17 protein-coding genes are annotated in these 18,044 nt (G+C 59.8%); 7 read left to right on the top strand and 10 right to left on the bottom strand.

Features of this window, described 5'->3' with window-relative positions; genetic code table 11:
* Positions 1 to 195: 195 nt before the first annotated feature.
* The 3 genes from nadE to AO065_RS14325 form a co-directional block, all read right to left on the bottom strand.
* Positions 196 to 1,023, bottom strand: coding sequence for an ammonia-dependent NAD(+) synthetase (nadE, locus tag AO065_RS14335; protein WP_004883605.1), 828 nt, complete (start codon positions 1,021 to 1,023; stop codon positions 196 to 198).
* 26 nt (positions 1,024 to 1,049) lie between these two features.
* Positions 1,050 to 2,273 (bottom strand): nicotinate phosphoribosyltransferase, encoded by a 1,224-nt coding sequence (gene pncB, locus AO065_RS14330; protein ID WP_004883607.1) that lies wholly within the window; start codon positions 2,271 to 2,273, stop codon positions 1,050 to 1,052.
* A 99-nt stretch (positions 2,274 to 2,372) separates the two neighbouring features.
* Positions 2,373 to 3,278, bottom strand: coding sequence for a LysR substrate-binding domain-containing protein (locus AO065_RS14325; RefSeq protein ID WP_004883610.1), 906 nt, complete (start codon positions 3,276 to 3,278; stop codon positions 2,373 to 2,375).
* A 490-nt stretch (positions 3,279 to 3,768) separates the two neighbouring features.
* Between AO065_RS14325 and AO065_RS14320 the strand changes: the two genes are divergently transcribed.
* The 6 genes from AO065_RS14320 to AO065_RS14295 all read left to right on the top strand — a co-directional run bounded on the left by AO065_RS14320 (position 3,769) and on the right by AO065_RS14295 (position 10,399).
* Positions 3,769 to 4,905, top strand: coding sequence for an ABC transporter substrate-binding protein (locus AO065_RS14320; protein ID WP_004883611.1), 1,137 nt, complete (start codon positions 3,769 to 3,771; stop codon positions 4,903 to 4,905).
* A gap of 171 nt (positions 4,906 to 5,076) precedes the next feature.
* The gene (locus AO065_RS14315) at positions 5,077 to 5,991 is read left to right on the top strand and encodes an ABC transporter permease subunit (RefSeq protein WP_004883614.1); all 915 of its coding nucleotides are present in this window, start codon (positions 5,077 to 5,079) and stop codon (positions 5,989 to 5,991) included.
* A gap of 2 nt (positions 5,992 to 5,993) precedes the next feature.
* Positions 5,994 to 7,295, top strand: coding sequence for a high-affinity branched-chain amino acid ABC transporter permease LivM (gene livM, locus AO065_RS14310; protein WP_004883616.1), 1,302 nt, complete (start codon positions 5,994 to 5,996; stop codon positions 7,293 to 7,295).
* The gene (locus tag AO065_RS14305) at positions 7,292 to 8,167 is read left to right on the top strand and encodes an ABC transporter ATP-binding protein (protein ID WP_004883618.1); all 876 of its coding nucleotides are present in this window, start codon (positions 7,292 to 7,294) and stop codon (positions 8,165 to 8,167) included. Before livM ends, AO065_RS14305 begins: the two co-directional genes overlap by 4 nt.
* Positions 8,164 to 8,880: an ABC transporter ATP-binding protein gene (locus AO065_RS14300; RefSeq protein ID WP_004883620.1), complete on the top strand. Its 717-nt coding sequence runs from the start codon at positions 8,164 to 8,166 to the stop codon at positions 8,878 to 8,880. Before AO065_RS14305 ends, AO065_RS14300 begins: the two co-directional genes overlap by 4 nt.
* Positions 8,881 to 9,634: 754 nt before the next feature.
* Positions 9,635 to 10,399 (top strand): SDR family oxidoreductase, encoded by a 765-nt coding sequence (locus AO065_RS14295; protein WP_004883621.1) that lies wholly within the window; start codon positions 9,635 to 9,637, stop codon positions 10,397 to 10,399.
* On the opposite strand, the gene AO065_RS14290 is transcribed toward AO065_RS14295, so the two are convergent.
* The 7 genes from AO065_RS14290 to AO065_RS27085 form a co-directional block, all read right to left on the bottom strand.
* Entirely contained in the window at positions 10,400 to 11,614 is a 1,215-nt protein-coding gene (locus AO065_RS14290) for an AGE family epimerase/isomerase (RefSeq protein ID WP_032651505.1), read from the bottom strand.
* A 196-nt stretch (positions 11,615 to 11,810) separates the two neighbouring features.
* Positions 11,811 to 12,383, bottom strand: coding sequence for a HupE/UreJ family protein (locus AO065_RS14285; protein ID WP_004883625.1), 573 nt, complete (start codon positions 12,381 to 12,383; stop codon positions 11,811 to 11,813).
* Between the two features lie 22 nt (positions 12,384 to 12,405).
* Complete coding sequence (ureG, locus tag AO065_RS14280) at positions 12,406 to 13,023, bottom strand: urease accessory protein UreG (protein WP_004883627.1); 618 nt, start codon at positions 13,021 to 13,023, stop codon at positions 12,406 to 12,408.
* A 21-nt stretch (positions 13,024 to 13,044) separates the two neighbouring features.
* Positions 13,045 to 13,719: an urease accessory protein UreF gene (locus AO065_RS14275; RefSeq protein ID WP_004883630.1), complete on the bottom strand. Its 675-nt coding sequence runs from the start codon at positions 13,717 to 13,719 to the stop codon at positions 13,045 to 13,047.
* Complete coding sequence (gene ureE / locus AO065_RS14270) at positions 13,716 to 14,216, bottom strand: urease accessory protein UreE (RefSeq protein WP_004883631.1); 501 nt, start codon at positions 14,214 to 14,216, stop codon at positions 13,716 to 13,718. Before ureE ends, AO065_RS14275 begins: the two co-directional genes overlap by 4 nt.
* Before the next feature lie 429 nt (positions 14,217 to 14,645).
* Positions 14,646 to 15,278 carry a TetR family transcriptional regulator gene (locus AO065_RS14265; RefSeq protein ID WP_004883632.1) on the bottom strand — a complete coding sequence of 211 codons (633 nt, stop codon included), beginning with the start codon at positions 15,276 to 15,278 and terminating at the stop codon, positions 14,646 to 14,648.
* A 90-nt stretch (positions 15,279 to 15,368) separates the two neighbouring features.
* On the bottom strand, positions 15,369 to 15,506 hold the full coding sequence (locus tag AO065_RS27085; protein ID WP_155400979.1) for a hypothetical protein: 138 nt from the start codon (positions 15,504 to 15,506) through the stop codon (positions 15,369 to 15,371).
* A 245-nt stretch (positions 15,507 to 15,751) separates the two neighbouring features.
* On the opposite strand from AO065_RS27085, the gene AO065_RS14260 reads away from it, so the two are divergent.
* The gene (locus tag AO065_RS14260; RefSeq protein ID WP_004883634.1) at positions 15,752 to 17,818 is read left to right on the top strand and encodes an AsmA family protein; all 2,067 of its coding nucleotides are present in this window, start codon (positions 15,752 to 15,754) and stop codon (positions 17,816 to 17,818) included.
* Positions 17,819 to 18,044: the final 226 nt, after the last annotated feature.

The raw sequence follows: 18,044 nt of genomic DNA, 5'->3' as shown, positions 1-18,044 counted from the left end.
TCCATGCCGATTGCCCCCCGAATCAGCGCCAGGACTCAGCCTTCACCCACGTCGCGATCTGCGGTGTTCATACTATCGCGCTACAAAAGCACATCAGTACCGCTGCCTCTCCGGATAGCCAGATGATTTGTGTATAACGATGAGCGCGGCGCATGGGCACGACAGTGGCATGAGCACGATCATCGCTGCTGCGCCTCAAGGCGCGTAAGGCAGTTCACGTTTGTGCTGGGTCTTGGCGTAGGTGTCGCAGATGATTTTGAACGCCTCTTCGCGTACCGGCTGGCCGTGCAGGAAGGCGTCGATCTCAGCGTAGGTCACGCCGTGCGAAGCTTCGTCCGGTTTGCCGGGGGACAGGTCTTCCAGGTCTGCCGTCGGCACCTTCTCTACCAGTGATTCGGGTGCGCCGAAGTGGCGGGCAATGGCCCGTACCTGATGTTTCACCAGGCCGCTGAGCGGTGCCAGATCGCACGCGCCGTCGCCGAACTTGGTGAAGAAACCCATTACCGCTTCCGCTGCATGGTCAGTCCCGATCACCAGACCCTGATAGGCACCGGCAATGGTGTATTGAGCGACCATGCGCATGCGCGCCTTGGTGTTGCCCAGCACGAAATCCACGGCGCTGGCAGGGTGGCCTTCGAACGCTTTCACTTCAGATGCGAGCGCCTTGACGCTGGGGCCGATGTTGATGGTATGGCGCTCGTCCGGCTCGATGAAGTCCACCGACGCCTGCGCTTCATGCTCGTCGGCCTGCACCATATAAGGCAGGCGCACGGCGACGAAGCGATAACTCGTGTCGCCGGTGCTCTCACGCAGTTCCTTGACGGCGCGCTGGGCGAGCAGGCCAGCAGTCAGCGAGTCGACGCCGCCGCTGATGCCCAGCACCAGATTCTTTAGGCGGGCGTTCTGCAGGCACTGCTTGATGAAATCGACGCGACGGGCGACTTCGGTTTCCAGAGCATTCTGGTCCGCGAACGGTGGCTGGACCTTGAGCTGTTCAGCAATCTGGCGCTGTACGGCGTGCATGATTCACTCCTCGTAGGTAGTCAAACTCAAACAGGTTTATCAGAAGGCGGCAGGTCCGGCACCTTGAACACATGCCGCAGGTAGGCGACGAAGTTCGGATCCTTGCATTGCGCCTTGCCGGGCTCGTCGGAAATCTTTGCCACGGGCTGGCCGGCGCAGGCCGTCATTTTCAGCACCATGTTCATGGGGGCAATGCCGGGGATGTCCGCCGTCAGATTGGTGCCGATACCAAAACTGACATTGATGCGCCCGCGCAGTGCCCGAAAAATCTCCAGCGCCTTGGGCAGGTTCAGGCCATCCGAGAACACCAGGGTTTTGCTCATCGGATCGATGCCCAGTTTCTGGTAATGCAGGATGCATTTTTCGGCCCACTTCACCGGGTCGCCCGAGTCGTGCCGCAAGCCGTCGAACAGCTTGGCGAAGTAAAGATCGAAGTCGGTCAGGAATGCGTCGGTGGTGATGCAGTCAGTCAGTGCGATGCCCAGCAGCCCGCGGTACTCGCGCACCCAGCAATCAAGCGCGGCAATCTGGCTGTCGATCAGGCGCGGCCCGAGTTGCTGATGGGCCATGATCCATTCATGGGCCATGGTGCCCAGCGGTTTGAGGTCAAGCTGACGCGCCAGATGCACATTGCTGGTGCCCACGAACTGCGCCGGGAAGTCATTCTTGAGCACGCCCAATACTTCTTCCTGGACGCGGTACGAAAAACGCCGACGCGTACCAAAATCGGCGACCTTGAGTTCGGCCAGTTCATCCGGCGTGGCGTTGGTACTCAGCCATTCGAACTTGTCGTAGAGCCGCTCGCGGGCCTGACTGAGCAGGATCTTCGGGTAACGATGACGGTTGCGCACTTCGCTGACAATCGCCAGCAACGGCACTTCGAACATAATCACATGCAACCACGGGCCATGCAGGCGGATGCACAGCTCATCGTTTTCGATGCTGGTCTTCACATAGCGGGTGTTGAAACGGAACAGCCCCAGAAAGCGCAGAAAGTCGGGCTTCATGAACGTGATGCGTTCCATGAATGCCAAATGCTCGGGGCTCAGTGACAGCTCGCACAGCAGCTCGATCTGATGCCGTATTTCGTCCAGATAGGGCCGAAGGTCTTCACCGTTGCGGCAGCGAAACTCCCATTCCACGTCGACGTTGGGGTAGTTGTGCAGGACGGCTTGCATCATGGTGAGTTTGTAAAAATCGGTATCGAGCAGACTCTGCACGATGCGATTGGAGAAGGCGCTCTCGCTCATTGTTTCGGGTCTCCAGAGCAGCCGGTAAACATGGGGCTCGCGACTTCCTGTCGTGTTGCCACGGAAAGCTCACGGCCTGCTGGGTGGGCATTGTCGCCCTTAACTGGCCGGCTGATCCAACTGTTCGAGCATCCATTGCAGGAAAACCCGTATTTTGGGCACGTCGGCGGTGTGCTCCGGATAGGACAAGTAATAAGCATTGTTGGTGCTGGGCATTGCGAAATCCCATGCGATCACCAGCTTGCCTTCAGCCAGTTCCTCCTCCACCAGAAAGCGCGGCAGCAGCGCGACACCACAGCCGACCTGGGCGGCGCGGATGCACATGTAGAAGGTTTCAAAGCGCGGGCCGTGATAACTGTGATCGGTCTGATAGCCCTGACTTTCGAACCACTCATGCCAGGCCTGCGGACGGAACGCATTCTGCAGCAGGACCAGGTCGCTCAGTTGTCTTGGGTCAGTGAGTGGCGCTTTCGGCAGACTGTCAGGCGAGCAGACCGGGATCAGTTCTTCGCCGAACAGTTTCACGCTTTCGGCACCGGGTCTGGCGGACTGTCCGAAGTAGAACGACACGTCGCAGCGACCCTTGATCAAGTCATCCGACTCCTGCTCGTTGAGCAGATCTAGGTGGATGTGCGGATGCCGCAGGCGCCAGCCTTTCAGGCGCGGCACCAGCCACCGTGCGCCAAAGGTCGAGGGTGTGGAAACACGCAGCACTTCCGTTTCCCCGCCGTAGGAACGCAGGAAGTGCGTGGACATTTCGACCTGATTGAGGATCTTGCGCACTTCGGCCAGGTACAGCGAGCCGGCGGGCGTCAGCTGCAGCCTGCGTCGAACGCGCTGGAACAACAGGTGCTGGACCAGTTCTTCAAGCTGCGCCACCTGCTTGCTCACTGCGCTCTGGGTCAGGTTGAGCTCTTCTGCGGCGCGGGTGAAGCTCAAATGCCGGGTCACCGCCTCAAAACATTGCAGCGCAGCGATCGAAGGCAGATGACGTTTGTTAAGCATGAATGGGCTTCTCTTTTACAAGACGTGATGCATGAGGAATCGGAATGATATCTCGCCTAAAGGTCATTTGTTGCCCCGCTGAAGGCCGGTTATTACTACGTCACTTGCATCACCGCAAAGGACGACGGCGTTTTGCCTGTCGAAAGGGCGCGCAGGAGGGCATTTTTCGCCAGATCCACTAGCCTCAAATGGTGCGTCTCGTAGCGTTTGCGCACCGGGCGTGTGCACTTCGGTGACGTACGTTGTTACACGCGGGTTGCACGTCGGCCAATGTTCGGGTTGCTGTCCATCATCGTCCGGGTTGCTCTTTCATGAGGTGGGTTGCACCTTTTGCCATTAGAGCGGTTGCACGGCCTGCGGGCAATGAGATCAGGTCATTGAATGGCAAGCCAAACGTGACATTTTCCGGAATAAAAAACTGATGGCACGTCCCTTGCTCTAGGCAAAGGCGTAGTCGCAGTGCCAATTAAAAAAACCAGGAGCACCACTCATGTCGCATACGTTTTACAGGAAAGGCTTTCTGACAATCGCAGTCGCTACTGCATTGGGCGTGTCTTCGTTGGCGCAGGCTGACGTGAAAATCGGCGTGGCGGGTCCAATGACCGGTGCCAACGCATCGTTCGGTCAGCAGTACATGAAGGGTGCGCAGGCTGCGGCTGATGCCATCAATGCCGCAGGCGGTGTGAATGGGGAAAAAATCGTCCTGGTCGCGGGCGACGATGCCTGTGAACCCAAGCAGGCCGTGGCCGTTGCCAACCGTCTTGTGGATCAGGAAAAGGTAGTGGGCGTTGTCGGCCATTTCTGCTCGTCTTCCACCATTCCGGCTTCCGAGATCTACAGTGATGCGGGCGTCATCGCCATCACTCCTGGCTCCACCAACCCGCAGGTTACCGAGCGGGGCCTGAAAGAGATGTTCCGCATGTGTGGCCGTGACGACCAGCAGGGTGTCGTCGCCGGTGATTACATCGTGGATGTCCTGAAGGGCAAGAAAGTCGCAGTCATCCACGACAAGGATACTTACGGCCAGGGCCTGGCCGATGCCACACAGACGCAACTGAAAAAGCGCGGTGTGACACCGGTCCTGTATGAGGGCCTGACCCGTGGCGAGAAGGATTTCAGCGCGCTGGTCACCAAGATCCGCTCGACCGGTGCCGATGTGGTCTACTTCGGCGGCCTGCACCCTGAAGCCGGTCCACTGGTTCGTCAAATGCGCGAACAGGGCCTGAAAGATGTCCGGTTCATGTCCGATGACGGTGTCGTGACCGACGAACTGGTGACCACCGCAGGCGGCGCTCAGTACGTCGATGGCGTGTACATGACCTTCGGCGCCGACCCTCGCATGCTGCCAGACAGCAAGGCGGTCGTGGACCAGTTCCGCAAATCCGGTTACGAGCCTGAAGGTTACACCCTGTACGCCTATGCTTCCGTTCAGACGCTGGCGGCCGGCTTCAACGGTGCCAAGTCCACCAAGGGCGACAAGGCAGCCGAATGGCTCAAGAATCATCCGGTCAAGACCGTCATGGGCGAAAAGGCCTGGGACAGCAAGGGTGACCTGAAGGTCTCCGACTACGTGGTGTACCAGTGGGACAAGGACGGCAAATACCACCAGCTTGAAAAACAGAAATAAGACGGACGTGTGTCGACCGTGCTCGCTCCAGGTGAGCACGGGCTGACAAATGGATGGGCTCGCCCATGAGCGGGCCTGCATTTTCTGTTGCTTTCGGACCCGTTCGCCGCGCCTCACGAGGGCCCGGCGGACGGAATGCTGAGCTGCCTTTCAAGTGTGTGAGCGTGCGTGATGGACGGTATCTTCCTGCAGCAAATGATCAACGGACTGACACTCGGGTCGGTCTACGGTCTCATAGCCATCGGTTATACGATGGTCTACGGCATCATCGGCATGATCAACTTCGCCCACGGCGACGTGTACATGATTTCCGCCTACCTGGCCGCGATCGGCCTGGCGGTACTGTCTTTCTTCGGACTGGAATCCTTTCCATTCCTGATCCTCGGGACGCTGATCTTCACCATCGTGGTGACCGGCGTTTACGGGTTCGTGATCGAGCGTGTGGCCTACAAGCCGCTGCGCAACTCGACCCGGCTGGCACCGCTGATCAGCGCCATCGGTATTTCGCTGATCCTGCAGAACTACGCGCAGATCAGTCAGGGCGCACGGCAGCAGGGCGTTCCAACATTGCTTGAAGGCGCCTGGCGTTTCGAGATCGGCACCGGCTTCGTGCAGATCACCTACACCAAGATCTTCATCCTCATCGCTGCCTTCGTCGGCATGGGTGTGCTGACCTACATCATCAAGTACACCAAACTGGGCCGCATGTGCCGTGCCACTCAGCAGGACCGCAAGATGGCGTCGATCCTGGGGATCAACACCGACCGGGTCATCTCCTACGTGTTCATCATCGGTGCGGCCATGGCGGCACTGGCGGGCGTGCTGATCACCATGAACTACGGCACGTTCGACTTCTATGCAGGCTTCGTGATCGGCATCAAGGCGTTCACTGCCGCCGTACTGGGCGGGATCGGCTCACTGCCTGGCGCGATGCTTGGCGGTTTGATTCTGGGGGTTGCCGAGTCGCAGTTCTCCGGTCTGATCAACTCCGACTACAAAGACGTGTTCAGTTTCGGCCTGCTGGTATTGATCCTGATTTTCCGTCCCCAAGGCCTGCTGGGTCGCCCACTCGTGGCGAAGGTATAAGTATGTCCGCTCCTATCGCTAAACCTGTTGATATCAAGAAAAGCTTGATCGACGCCGTGGTGGCCGGATTGCTGGCGCTGATCGTGTTCGGTCCCATCGTCGGCATCGTGCTCGATGGCTACAGCTTCAACCTGCAGCCGACCCGTGTGGCCTGGCTGGTGGCAATCGTCATGCTCGGGCGCTTCCTGATGAGTCTGTTTCTGCAGACGCCCAGAGGCGTGCGTATCTCCCAGAGCTTCGAGAGTTCGGGGTCGGGCGTGCACGTGCTCAAACCCGATCACAAGTCGAGCCTGTACTGGATCATTCCGGTACTGATCGTGATCGCCATCGTGTTTCCGATTTTCGCCAACAAATACCTGCTGACCGTGGTCATTCTCGGGCTGATCTATGTGTTGTTGGGGCTGGGCCTGAACATCGTGGTCGGTCTGGCCGGGCTGCTCGATCTGGGCTACGTGGCGTTCTATGCCATCGGGGCCTACGGTCTTGCGCTGGGCTATCAATACCTCGGGCTGGGATTCTGGTCGGCGTTGCCACTGGCGGCCATTGCGGCGGCGCTGGCGGGCTGCATTCTGGGCTTTCCGGTGCTGCGCATGCATGGCGACTATCTGGCCATCGTAACGCTGGGTTTTGGCGAGATCATCCGTCTGGTGCTCAACAACTGGCTGTCGTTCACCGGCGGCCCGAACGGTGTGCCGGTGCCCTCGCCAACGTTTTTCGGCCTGGAGTTCGGCCGGCGTGCGAAGGACGGCGGGATCCCGATCCATGAATATTTCGGCTTCGATTACAACCCGGACCTGAAATTCCTGTTCATCTACACCGTGCTGTTTCTCGTGGTGCTGGCCGTGCTGTTCGTCAAGCATCGCCTGACGCGCATGCCGATTGGGCGTGCCTGGGAAGCGCTGCGTGAAGACGAGATCGCTTGCCGCTCGATGGGCCTCAACCACGTACTGGTCAAGCTGTCGGCTTTCACCATTGGTGCGTCAACGGCAGGTCTTGCGGGCGTGTTTTTCGCAAGCTATCAGGGCTTCGTCAATCCGACCTCGTTCACCTTCTTCGAATCGGCGCTGATTCTGGCCATCGTGGTGCTCGGCGGCATGGGTTCAACGGTAGGTGTAGTGATCGCAGCCTTCGTGTTGACCGTGGCGCCGGAACTGCTGCGCAGCTTCTCTGAGTACCGCGTGCTGCTGTTCGGGATTCTGATGGTGTTGATGATGATCTGGCGACCTCGTGGCCTGATCCGCATCAGTCGTACCGGCGTAGCTCCGCGCAAGGGCGCGCTGGTCAAGGGAGGAGCCACGCAATGAGCAATGAAGTGATTCTTTCCGTCGAACACCTGATGATGCATTTCGGTGGCATCAAGGCCCTCAGCGACGTGAGCCTCAAGGTTCGCCGCAACTCGATCTTCGCCCTGATCGGCCCCAACGGCGCGGGCAAGACCACGGTCTTCAACTGCCTGACCGGTTTCTACAAGGCCACTGGCGGACGTATCGAGCTGCACACCCGCGACAAGACCACCAACGTTATCAAGCTGCTGGGCGAGCCGTTCAAGGGCAGCGACTTCGTGTCGCCGAAAAGCTTCCTGAGCCGCGTGTACTACAAGATGTTCGGCGGCACCCACCTGGTCAACCGGGCGGGTCTGGCGCGGACCTTCCAGAACATTCGCCTGTTCAAGGAAATGTCGGTGGTCGAAAACCTGCTGGTCGCCCAGCACATGTGGGTCAATCGCAGCCTGATCAGCGGGATCCTCAACACCCGCGGCTACCGCAAGGCCGAGGAAGACGCACTCAACACCGCGTTCTACTGGCTGGAAGTCGTGGATCTGGTGGATTGCGCCAACCGTCTGGCCGGTGAATTGTCCTACGGACAGCAACGCCGCCTGGAAATCGCCCGGGCGATGTGCACGCGTCCGCAGGTGATCTGTCTGGATGAACCCGCCGCAGGCCTCAACCCGCAGGAAACCGAAGCCCTGAGCGGCATGATCCGTCTGCTGCGCGATGAGCATGACATGACCATCGTGCTTATCGAGCACGACATGGGCATGGTGATGGGTATCTCCGATGACATTGTGGTGCTGGACCACGGCAACGTGATTGCCGCGGGCGGACCGGAGCAGATCCGCAACGATCCGAAAGTGATCGCCGCGTACCTGGGCGCTGATGAAGAGGAATTGGTATGAGCAAGCCGATCCTCGAACTGAAAGAGATCGATGTGTTTTACGGGCCGATTCAGGCCCTCAAGAAGGTCTCGCTGCATATCGACGAGGGCGAGACGGTCAGCCTGATCGGCTCCAATGGGGCGGGCAAGTCCACGCTGCTGATGTCGATTTTCGGTCAACCGCGTGCGGCCAGCGGGCAGATCATCTATCAGGGCACCGACATCACTCAGAAGTCGTCGCACTACATCGCGTCCAACGGCATTGCGCAGTCGCCGGAAGGACGGCGGGTGTTCCCCGACATGTCGGTCGAGGAAAACCTGATGATGGGCACCATCCCGATTGGCGACAAACACTCGGCCGAAGACATGCAGCGCATGTTCGACCTGTTTCCGCGCCTCAAGGAGCGTCGTAACCAGCGCGCCATGACCATGTCCGGTGGCGAGCAGCAAATGCTGGCCATCGCCCGTGCCTTGATGAGCCGTCCGAAGTTGCTGCTGCTCGACGAGCCGAGCCTGGGCCTGGCGCCAATCATCGTGAAGCAGATCTTCGCCACCCTGCGTGAACTGGCGGCGACCGGCATGACGATCTTTCTGGTCGAGCAGAACGCCAACCATGCGCTGAAGCTGTCTGACCGCGCCTATGTGATGGTCAACGGCGAGATCCGTCTGTCCGGCACCGGTCAGGAATTGCTGGTCAATGAGGAGGTCAGGAACGCCTATCTGGGCGGTCACTGACGGTCTGGCAATTCATGCTGTTTCAATCGTGCGCCCCGGGTGTTTTGCACTCGGGGCGTCGCTTTTCAGAATTGTGGAAAACAATTTTGACGGACCTTGGAAGTGCGACATAAAACCGCTGCAAACGGTTGTTTTGTCACGCTTTCGACTTGTTCAGGTTTACTGTGGATCCGACTGTTAATAACTTGGGAGTATTTAGCTGCAGGCCTTTATGCATAAGGGTTACAGCGAAGTGTTCAAAAATCGTACAGGCGGTTTTCAGCTTTCATTCGGGGCGTTTGTCAACTGCCTGAAGGCTGGTTGTTCATACAGTTTATCCGCCTGTTCAACCTGTGGATAACTCTGTGGGCAAGCGTTGGAAAGAGTGGGGTAGGCGGCACGGATGCTGGGCTGTAGGCCATCATCCGTTCACACGACCGTCATCGTTCGTTTGCCCTGCTGATCAAAGTCAAGGAAAAAACTTTGCATGCCTCGCTACAGGCCCCGGTCTGCGGGTGATGCAGCGTTTCAGAGTTGCCCCCGGATTTTGTGGGTCTGACTGTGGATAACGTGGGCAAAACTGCCTGCAGGCCTTGCTGCGTATGGCTTTGCTTGAGGTGTATGTTTTTTGTACAGCTGATTGACTTGGTCGCGGGATTTATCCCCAGGCTTGATCCAGAGCATTCGTGACGGGCATGCTTCCTTTTTCGCTTTATTTATTAACAGGCTGCGCCGCTTTACCGAGCAACAGGCTGCGCCATGTCAGGAGAACGAGATGACTTCCACCGTATTCATTACAGGCGCCACTTCCGGGTTTGGCGAGGCGTGCGCGCGTCGTTTCGCTGAAGCCGGCTGGTCGCTGGTGCTGACCGGCCGCCGCAAGGACCGCCTGGACGCGCTGAGCGCCGAGTTGTCGAAGCAGACCAGGGTTCACACGCTGGTGCTGGACGTGCGTGATCGTGCGGCCATGGAAAGCGCTATCGCCGAGCTGCCGGAAGCGTTCGCCACGATTCAGGGCCTGATCAACAACGCAGGTCTGGCGCTGGGCATTGATCCTGCGCCCAAGTGCGATCTGGATGATTGGGACACCATGATCGACACCAACGTCAAAGGCCTGGTCTACACCACACGCCTGCTGCTGCCGCGCCTGATCGCACATGGCCGCGGTGCCAGCATCGTCAACCTGGGCTCGGTGGCCGGTAACTACCCGTATCCGGGCGGCAACGTGTATGGCGGCACCAAGGCGTTCGTCGGGCAGTTCTCGCTCAACCTGCGCAATGACCTCGTCGGAACAGGCGTGCGAGTCACCAATCTGGAGCCAGGTTTGTGCGAAAGCGAGTTCTCGCTGGTGCGTTTCGGTGGTGATCAGGCCAAGTACGATGCGACCTACGCGGGTGCAGAGCCGATCCAGCCGCAGGACATTGCCGATACGATCTTCTGGATCATGAACACACCGGCCCACGTCAACATCAACAGCCTTGAATTGATGCCGGTCAGCCAGACCTGGGCGGGCTTTGCGATCGACCGCAATCGCGGCTGATCAGTCTTTTTCGGGCGTGGGCGGCGGGAAAGCCGTGACAAAGCGGTTTTCCAGATAGTCCGCCAGCCCGATGTAGCAGGTAGCCAGATGGTAGGGTGTGGTTGATGGCATGTCGCTGCGGCTCACCGTGCCATCGGTGTCGACACACTCGTTCCAGCCGGTCGCATGCAGAAAGCGCTGTTCGAAGTCGAGCAGTTGCTGGCTGAGCGCTGACTCGCACTCCGGCCGCAAGGCCATCGCCCGCAAGTACTCAGCCTGCGCCCAGATGCGCTGGGTGCTGTCCTGCACCTTGCCATCCAGCGTCAACGTTGCCGTGACGGCTCCGTTCTGTGGATCAACGCCCTGTGCCTGCGCATGGGCGAACGCACGCGTCATGGAGTCATGCAACGGCCTGCCATGCATCTCGGGGGACGATTCGAGCAGGAAGAACCACTCGAACTGATGCCCCGGCTCATACCAGTTATCCACAGCGCCCAGCGGCTTCTCAAGCATCACGCCCGTAGTTTTATCCACAAAGCGCTGCTGCATGTTGACGGCCAGCGCGTCCATCGCCGCCTGCGTCGCCGGGTCGGCACGCACCGACAGCGTGGCCAGAAAGGCCTCTGCCAGGTGCATCAGCGGGTTCTGTAAAGGGCCGGTGCCGAGCGTTGACCAGTCTTCATCCAGTTGCGCTTCGTACAAGCCGTTGCCGTCGGCAAAGCGCTCGGCAACGACGTTGAGCGCTGCGTTGAGCACGGACTCAGCAAGCGGATCCTTCGACTTCGCCCAGTAATGGGCGCAGGCGAAGATGATGAAGGCGTGGGTGTACAGGTCCTTGCGCCGATCCAGTGGTTTGCCCTGAGGGTCGATGCTGTAGAACCAGCCGCCATGCTCGCCGTCGTGGAAGTGCTGCTGCAACGATCGGAACAGGGCACCGGCGCGTACAGCAGCGTCCGGTATCTCGTCGTGATCGATCAGGCTGGAAAACAGAAACAGCTGCCGCGCGCAGGCCATGGCCCGATAGCGTTGGGGTGGCAGCGGTTGATGGTTGGCATCCAGGGCTTCATACGGCAGCGCCAGTTGCGCATTCCAGCCGGGGCCTTGCCAGAGCGGCACGATCACCTTCAGGAAGTGCGCCTGCAAGGCAGCGAAGACCGAGGTCATGTCAGGCGTGGGGGCGGAGCTGGAAGCATGGGGCATCGGCTGTCGTCGCGGCTGTATCGAGATGCGCGACATGTTAGCAGGATTGCCGGGCAAGTCTCGATGGGCCTTGTTATCGCTTCAAGCATCGCACTCATGGTTATCCACAAGCCTTTCTGGATAAATGCAAACCTTGTGGGAGGCGGCTTGCCGGCGATGCGTTTTTTCAGTTGGCCCATCACTACCAGACCTGACGCTATCGCCGGCAAGCCGCCTCCCACGGAATGTGTATTTAGCCTGCCAGCAACCAGACGCCTGTCGCGGCAGACGCGGCACCGGCCAGGCGCACCAGCGGCGCTGCGGCTTGCGGCAGTACGCGAACGACCGCGTAGCCAACGGCGTGCAGGGCTGCGGTGGCGGCAACGAAACCTGCTGCGTAGGCCCATGGGCTGGACATCTCCGGCAGCTCAAGACCATGTGCCACGCCGTGGAACAGTGCGAACATAGCGGTCGCGGCAACGGCAAGAGCCACTGGTGGACGAACGGCCAGCGCGACGGCTAGGCCCAGCGCCAATACCGACGCCGCAATGCCGCTTTCCAGTGCAGGCAGGTTCAAACCTTCAAAGCCTAGTACCCCACCAATCAACATGGTGCCGACGAAGGTGCAAGGCAGAGCCCAGCGTGCGGAGCCTTGTTGCTGTGCGGCCCACAGACCGACGGCGAGCATCGCCAGCAGGTGATCCAGACCGCCAATCGGGTGACTGATACCCGCAATCAGGCCGTTGTCGCCGTGGCCGGGATGCGCCAATGCCAGAGTCGGGACCAGCAGGAGGGCGAGGGCGCCGAGGACTTTTTTGTAGTTCATCGAGGGTTTCCTTGTCGTGGGATCAGGCGGCCGCGTTCAGCAGGCCCTGGCGTTCAATGAAGGCGATGATCTGTTCCAGACCCTGGCCGGTTTTCTGGTTGCTGAAGACGAACGGCTTGTCACCGCGCATCCGGCGGGTGTCGCTGTCCATCATCTCCAGCGAGGCGCCTACCAGCGGCGCGAGGTCGATCTTGTTGATCACCAGCAGATCGGATTTGCAGATGCCCGGACCGCCCTTGCGCGGCAGCTTGTCGCCTGCCGACACGTCGATCACATAGATGGTCAGGTCGGACAGCTCCGGACTGAAGGTGGCGGACAGGTTGTCGCCACCGGATTCGACGATGATCAGATCCAGACCTTCGAAGCGGCGGTTGAGCTGGTCAACGGCTTCCAGATTGATCGAGGCGTCTTCGCGAATCGCGGTATGCGGGCAGCCCCCGGTTTCCACGCCGATGATGCGCTCGGGCGCCAGGGCCTCGTTACGCACCAGAAAGTCGGCGTCTTCGCGGGTGTAGATATCGTTGGTCACGACCGCGAGGTTATAGCGGTCACGCAACGCCAGACACAGCGCCAGGGTCAGGGCCGTCTTGCCGGAGCCGACCGGGCCACCGATACCGACGCGCAGGGGTTGGCTGTTCATTGAGTTCTCCAGAGGTACTTATCAGGACCGGAATAACCGGCTGTATTGACGTTCGTGGGCCATGCTCGCCAGTGACAGGCCGAAGGCCGCACTGCCGCAATGGCGGATATCCTGTTCAGTGGCACTGGCCTGCGCCTGCTGCAACAGCGGCAGCAGCTCGCTGGTCAGGCGCTGTGCAGCCTGCTGGCCGAGCGGCAGGGTCTTCATCAGCACCGCCAACTGGTTTTCCAGCCAGCTCCAGAGCCAGGCGGCCAGCGCATCCTGCGGGCTTATCTGCCAGGCGCGGGCGGCCAGCGCCCAGCCGAGTGCCAGATGAGGCTCGGTTGTCTGGTCCAGAAAGCCCCGCGCGCAGCGGTCCAGCTCCGGCAGGCCGTTGAGCAGCTGTTGCAGGGAATAACCCATCTGCCGGCTTTCCAGATGCAGTTCGCGGGTTTCCCGGCTGGCGCGATGTTGCTCGCTGAGTTGCAGCAATTGCCCCCAGTCTTCGGCCGCCGCTGCCTGGCAGTGCGCCAGCAGGAGCGGCGCTTCGAAGCGCGCCAGGTTGAGCAACAACTGATCGCCGATCCAGCGGGCGGCTGTCTGTGGATTGGTCACGATGGACTGTTCCACCGCCATCTCCAGACCCTGGGAATAGCTGTAGCCGCCAATCGGCAACTGCGGACTGGCCAGGCGCAAAAGCGCCCAGGCGCTGTTCACGTGCGCACGCCGAACTGGTGCAGGCGAGGTGGATAGTTGAAATCCTCTTCGCCAGCGCGTGAATGGTGGTGCCCGCCGCCATAGGCACCATGTTCCGGCTGGAACGGCGCTTCGATGGTTTCAGTGGTCGCACCCAGTTGATCGAGCATGGCCTTGAGTACGTAGTCGTCGAGCAGTCGTAGCCAACCGTCGCCGACTTGCAGGGCCACGTGGCGATTGCCCAGGTGATAGGCCGCGCGGGTCAGTTCGAAAGTGCTGCTGCAGGTCACGTGCATCAGTTTTTCGGGGCGGGCGCAGACGCGCACGATGCGACCATCCTCAGCCTGGAGAAACTCGCCATCGCGCAGGGGTGATTGTCCGCGTTGCAGGAACAGCCCCACGTCTTCGTTTTCTGCACTGAAGCAGCGCAGACGGCTCTTGCTGCGCGCCTCGAAATTCAAGTGCAACTCGGCGGCCCATTCGGCCTGAGGTTCGATTCGGTTGTGAATCACCAGCATCAGATAGCTTCCAGCCAATTGCGATGCCTCAAAGCAGAGCAAGGGGCTTGCCAACAGTGCAGGAAGTGGGAAATGGCTGACGGAACGGGATTATCGATTGAATGGCGTGTGCTTTTTTGGTGCGTTAAATAACGGGTGATTCAATGTGGTGCAGTCGAGTGGGGTGATAAGTCCGGCCATATACGTTCCAGCAAGTACGCCGGGACGCANAGGCATTCCCACGCGGAGCGTAGGAACGATCAGCGTGATCTCAAGCACGCCGATCATGCCCATGCTTGTGCCCAGCGTTATACCCGAGTCTTGGTGCGAACACGGGGTATGCATTCAGTCAGTCACTTTCGTTTTGCCCACCGTTTTGCGCGTCTTGCGGGCTTGTGTATAACGATGAGCGCGGAGCGTGAGGAACGATCGTTACCGCAAGCTCATTGATCACTCATGACTGCCCAAACCCCGCCAGTGCCGCGCGCCGATGAAGATGAAGCGCAACTGCTGGGTAATCTTGGCTTGTGGCGTAAGGTGCGGTGCGAGCGAGGCGGGGGGCGGGTCGATCAGTTCGGGTAGCATGGCGAACACGCTTTTGACGACAAGGTCGGCGATGATCGACAGCGATTCGGCGTTCAAATGCTTCCATTTTGGCATTTTGGCCAGGTCAGCAGTCAGGTCGGCGCTAATGCCTTCGCGCAAGGCGCCCAGTGCCTGACGGACCTTGAGCGAGCCGCCGTACTGTTCCCGCGCCAGAAACAGGAACTGCGAGCGGTTGGCGGCCACACGTTCCAGAAAGATCTTTACCGACGCACGAATCAGCCCGCCCATGGCGAATTCGTTGTGTCGCACCAGGCGGATGGTTTCGCGAAAGGTCTGACCGACCTCGCTGACCAGCACCAGACCCAGTTGATCCATGTCTTCGAAATGACGATAGAAGCCGGTCGGCACGATGCCTGCCGTGCGGGCGACTTCGCGCAGGCTGAGGCTGCCGAAACCGCGTCCGCTCTCCATCAACTGGTGGGCGGCGTCCAGCAAGGCTCTTCGGGTCTGTTGTTTCTGTTCGGCGCGGGGCAGCATGGCTCAAACGATTCTGGATAAACACTGCGTCGCACTTTAACAAATGCGCTTTGCCTGCGTCGAAAGGCTTTTTTCAAATGGCTGGCGTGATCAGACTCGCTGGTATTGCTGCACCAGACGATCAGGACCGTTTTCAGCCAGACGCTGCTCACGATCCTGCTCCGGGGCGGCGAAGGCATTGGCGGCGAAGATGGACAGAAACAGGCTGAGTAATAGATGGGGTTTCATGGCTGTGCTCCTCGAAAGAGCGGAAGATGGTGTAGGCGTGCACTATGACGCCGGGCCTGTGTGTAAAGAAGTTCATAAAGATGATGGTGGGAATCAACCAAAATGATTGAGTCCTGCCGGTGGTCTTTTAAAGGCTGTTGGCTTATTTGCCCAAGCCGATCAAACCCTCGACGTTTTTGTCAGTCGAACGGGCATGTCGTATTCAGTGCACCAAGGCAGGGGCACTGTTTTCTGGAGAGTCATGCATGACGCGCAGCCGTAGGATTTTCGCGTGGACAGGTGCCACCTTGCTGGTGGTGCTGGCCGTGTTGGTCATTGTGATTGTCACTTTCGACTGGAACCGCATCAAACCCACCCTCAATGAAAAAGTCAGCGAAGCGCTGCATCGCCCGTTCGCCATCAATGGCAACCTGGACGTTCGTTGGTCGCGCGAGCCTGAGCTGGGTGGCTGGCGCGCATGGGTGCCCTCACCGCATTTCGTGGCCGAAGACCTGACGCTGGGCAACCCGGAGTGGTCGAAACAGCCGCAGATGGTCACGCTCAAGCAGGTGGAATTTCGCCTGTCGCTGCTGCCACTGCTGGCGCAGCACGTGGTCATCCCGCGCATCGACCTGACCGGGCCTGAAGCGAAGCTGGAGCGTCTGGCCGACGGTCGTGCCAACTGGGTGTTCGACCTGCCCAAATCCGACCCCAATGCCGAGCCGACCAAATGGGAAGTGGACATCGGTGCGATCAAGTTCGACAAGGGCCTGGTGGGCTTCAACGACCAGACCCTGAACACCCAGCTGGACGTTGTGATCGACATGCTTGGCAAGCCGATTCCGTTTGGTGAGATCGTCGGCAGCAAGGAAGCGAAGAAGGCTCAGGACAAGGGCGCCGTGCCTCAGGACTACGCGTTTGGTCTGGCCGTCAAAGGTCAGTACCACGGCCAGCAACTCAACGGCACCGGCAAGATTGGTGGCCTGTTGGCATTGAAGGACGCCGCTCAGCCATTTCCGGTGCAGGCCGATGTGAAGGTGGGCGATACCCATGTGGTGATCGCCGGCACCGTAACCGACCCGCAGAACCTCGGTGCGCTGGACCTGCGCCTGAAACTGTCGGGTGCCAGCCTGAGCAATCTTTATCCGCTGACAGGTGTCACGCTGCCAGACTCGCCCGCCTATTCAACGGACGGCCGCCTGATCGCCAAACTGCATGACCCGGCGGGCGCCAGTTTCAGTTACGAAAAATTCAACGGCAAGATCGGTAAAAGCGATATCCATGGTGATCTGGGCTATGTCGCCAGCCAGCCACGGCCCAAGCTGACGGGTGTTTTGGTGTCCGATCAACTGTTGTTCAGTGATCTGGCGCCGCTCATCGGTGCCGACTCCAACGCGGCGCAGAAAAAGCGTGGCGGTGAGAGCAAGCAGCCTTCGGGCAAGGTGCTGCCGGTCGAGGAGTTCCAGACCGACCGTTGGCGCGCGATGGATGCGGACGTCGAGTTCACCGGCAAGCGCATCGTCCAGAGTCCGGACCTGCCGTTCACCGACCTTTATACGCATCTGATTCTGAACGACGGCCAGCTCAGTCTGGAGCCACTGCGCTTCGGCGTGGCGGGCGGCAAGCTGGACGCGGACATTCGTCTCGACGGACGTGACAAACCGCTGCTGGGCCGGGCGAAGCTGTCGGCACGTAACTTCAAACTCAAGCAATTGTTCCCGACGTTCGAGCCGATGAAGACCAGCTTTGGTGAGCTGAACGGCGATGCCGATATCACCGGGCGCGGCAATTCGATTGCGGCGCTGCTCGGCACGGCCAATGGCGAAATGAAAATGCTGGTCAACGACGGCGCGATCAGCCGAGGCCTGATGGAAATCGCCGGGCTCAACGTGGGCAACTACGTGGTTGGCAAACTGTTCGGCGACAAGGACGTGAAGATCAACTGCGCTGCGTCCGATTTCGGCATCAAGGACGGGCTGGCGACCAGTCGGCTGTTCGTCTTCGATACCGAGAACGCAATCATTTACATCAGCGGCACGGCCAACATGAAGACCGAGCAACTGGACCTGCAGATCAACCCTGAGTCCAAAGGCTTCCGCGTGTTCTCCCTGCGCTCGCCGCTGTACGTCAACGGCCCGTTCGCCCGGCCCAATGCGGGCGTGCAGTCCGGTCCGCTGTTGCTGCGTGGCGCAGGGATGGTCCTGCTGGGTGCGACCATCGGGCCAGCGGCAGGGCTGCTGGCGCTGGTCGCGACGGGCGACAGTGAGCCGAACCAGTGTGGTCCGTTGCTCGAGCAGATGCGCTCAGGCAAGGCGCCGAAGACCGTCAAGTAAGCGTCTGTACCGGGCTTGATCGTCAACCCTGCGCTGATCGTTCTCACACACTGCGCTCATCGTCATACACAAGCCCGGAAGACGCGCAAAACGGGANGGTCGCTTCAGAAAAAGCATCGCCGGCAAGCCGCCTCCCACAGTAGTCCGTGGTTGCAGCAAGACTTGGGTGCATGGGCATGATCGGCGTGCTTGAGATCACGCTGATCGTTCCCATGCTCCAGCGTGG

It is taken from the genome of Pseudomonas viridiflava (genome assembly GCF_001642795.1).
Lineage (GTDB): Bacteria > Pseudomonadota > Gammaproteobacteria > Pseudomonadales > Pseudomonadaceae > Aquipseudomonas > Aquipseudomonas viridiflava.
Note: the sequence above shows the minus strand (reverse complement) of the source record. Positions and strands in the feature narration are given on the sequence as shown.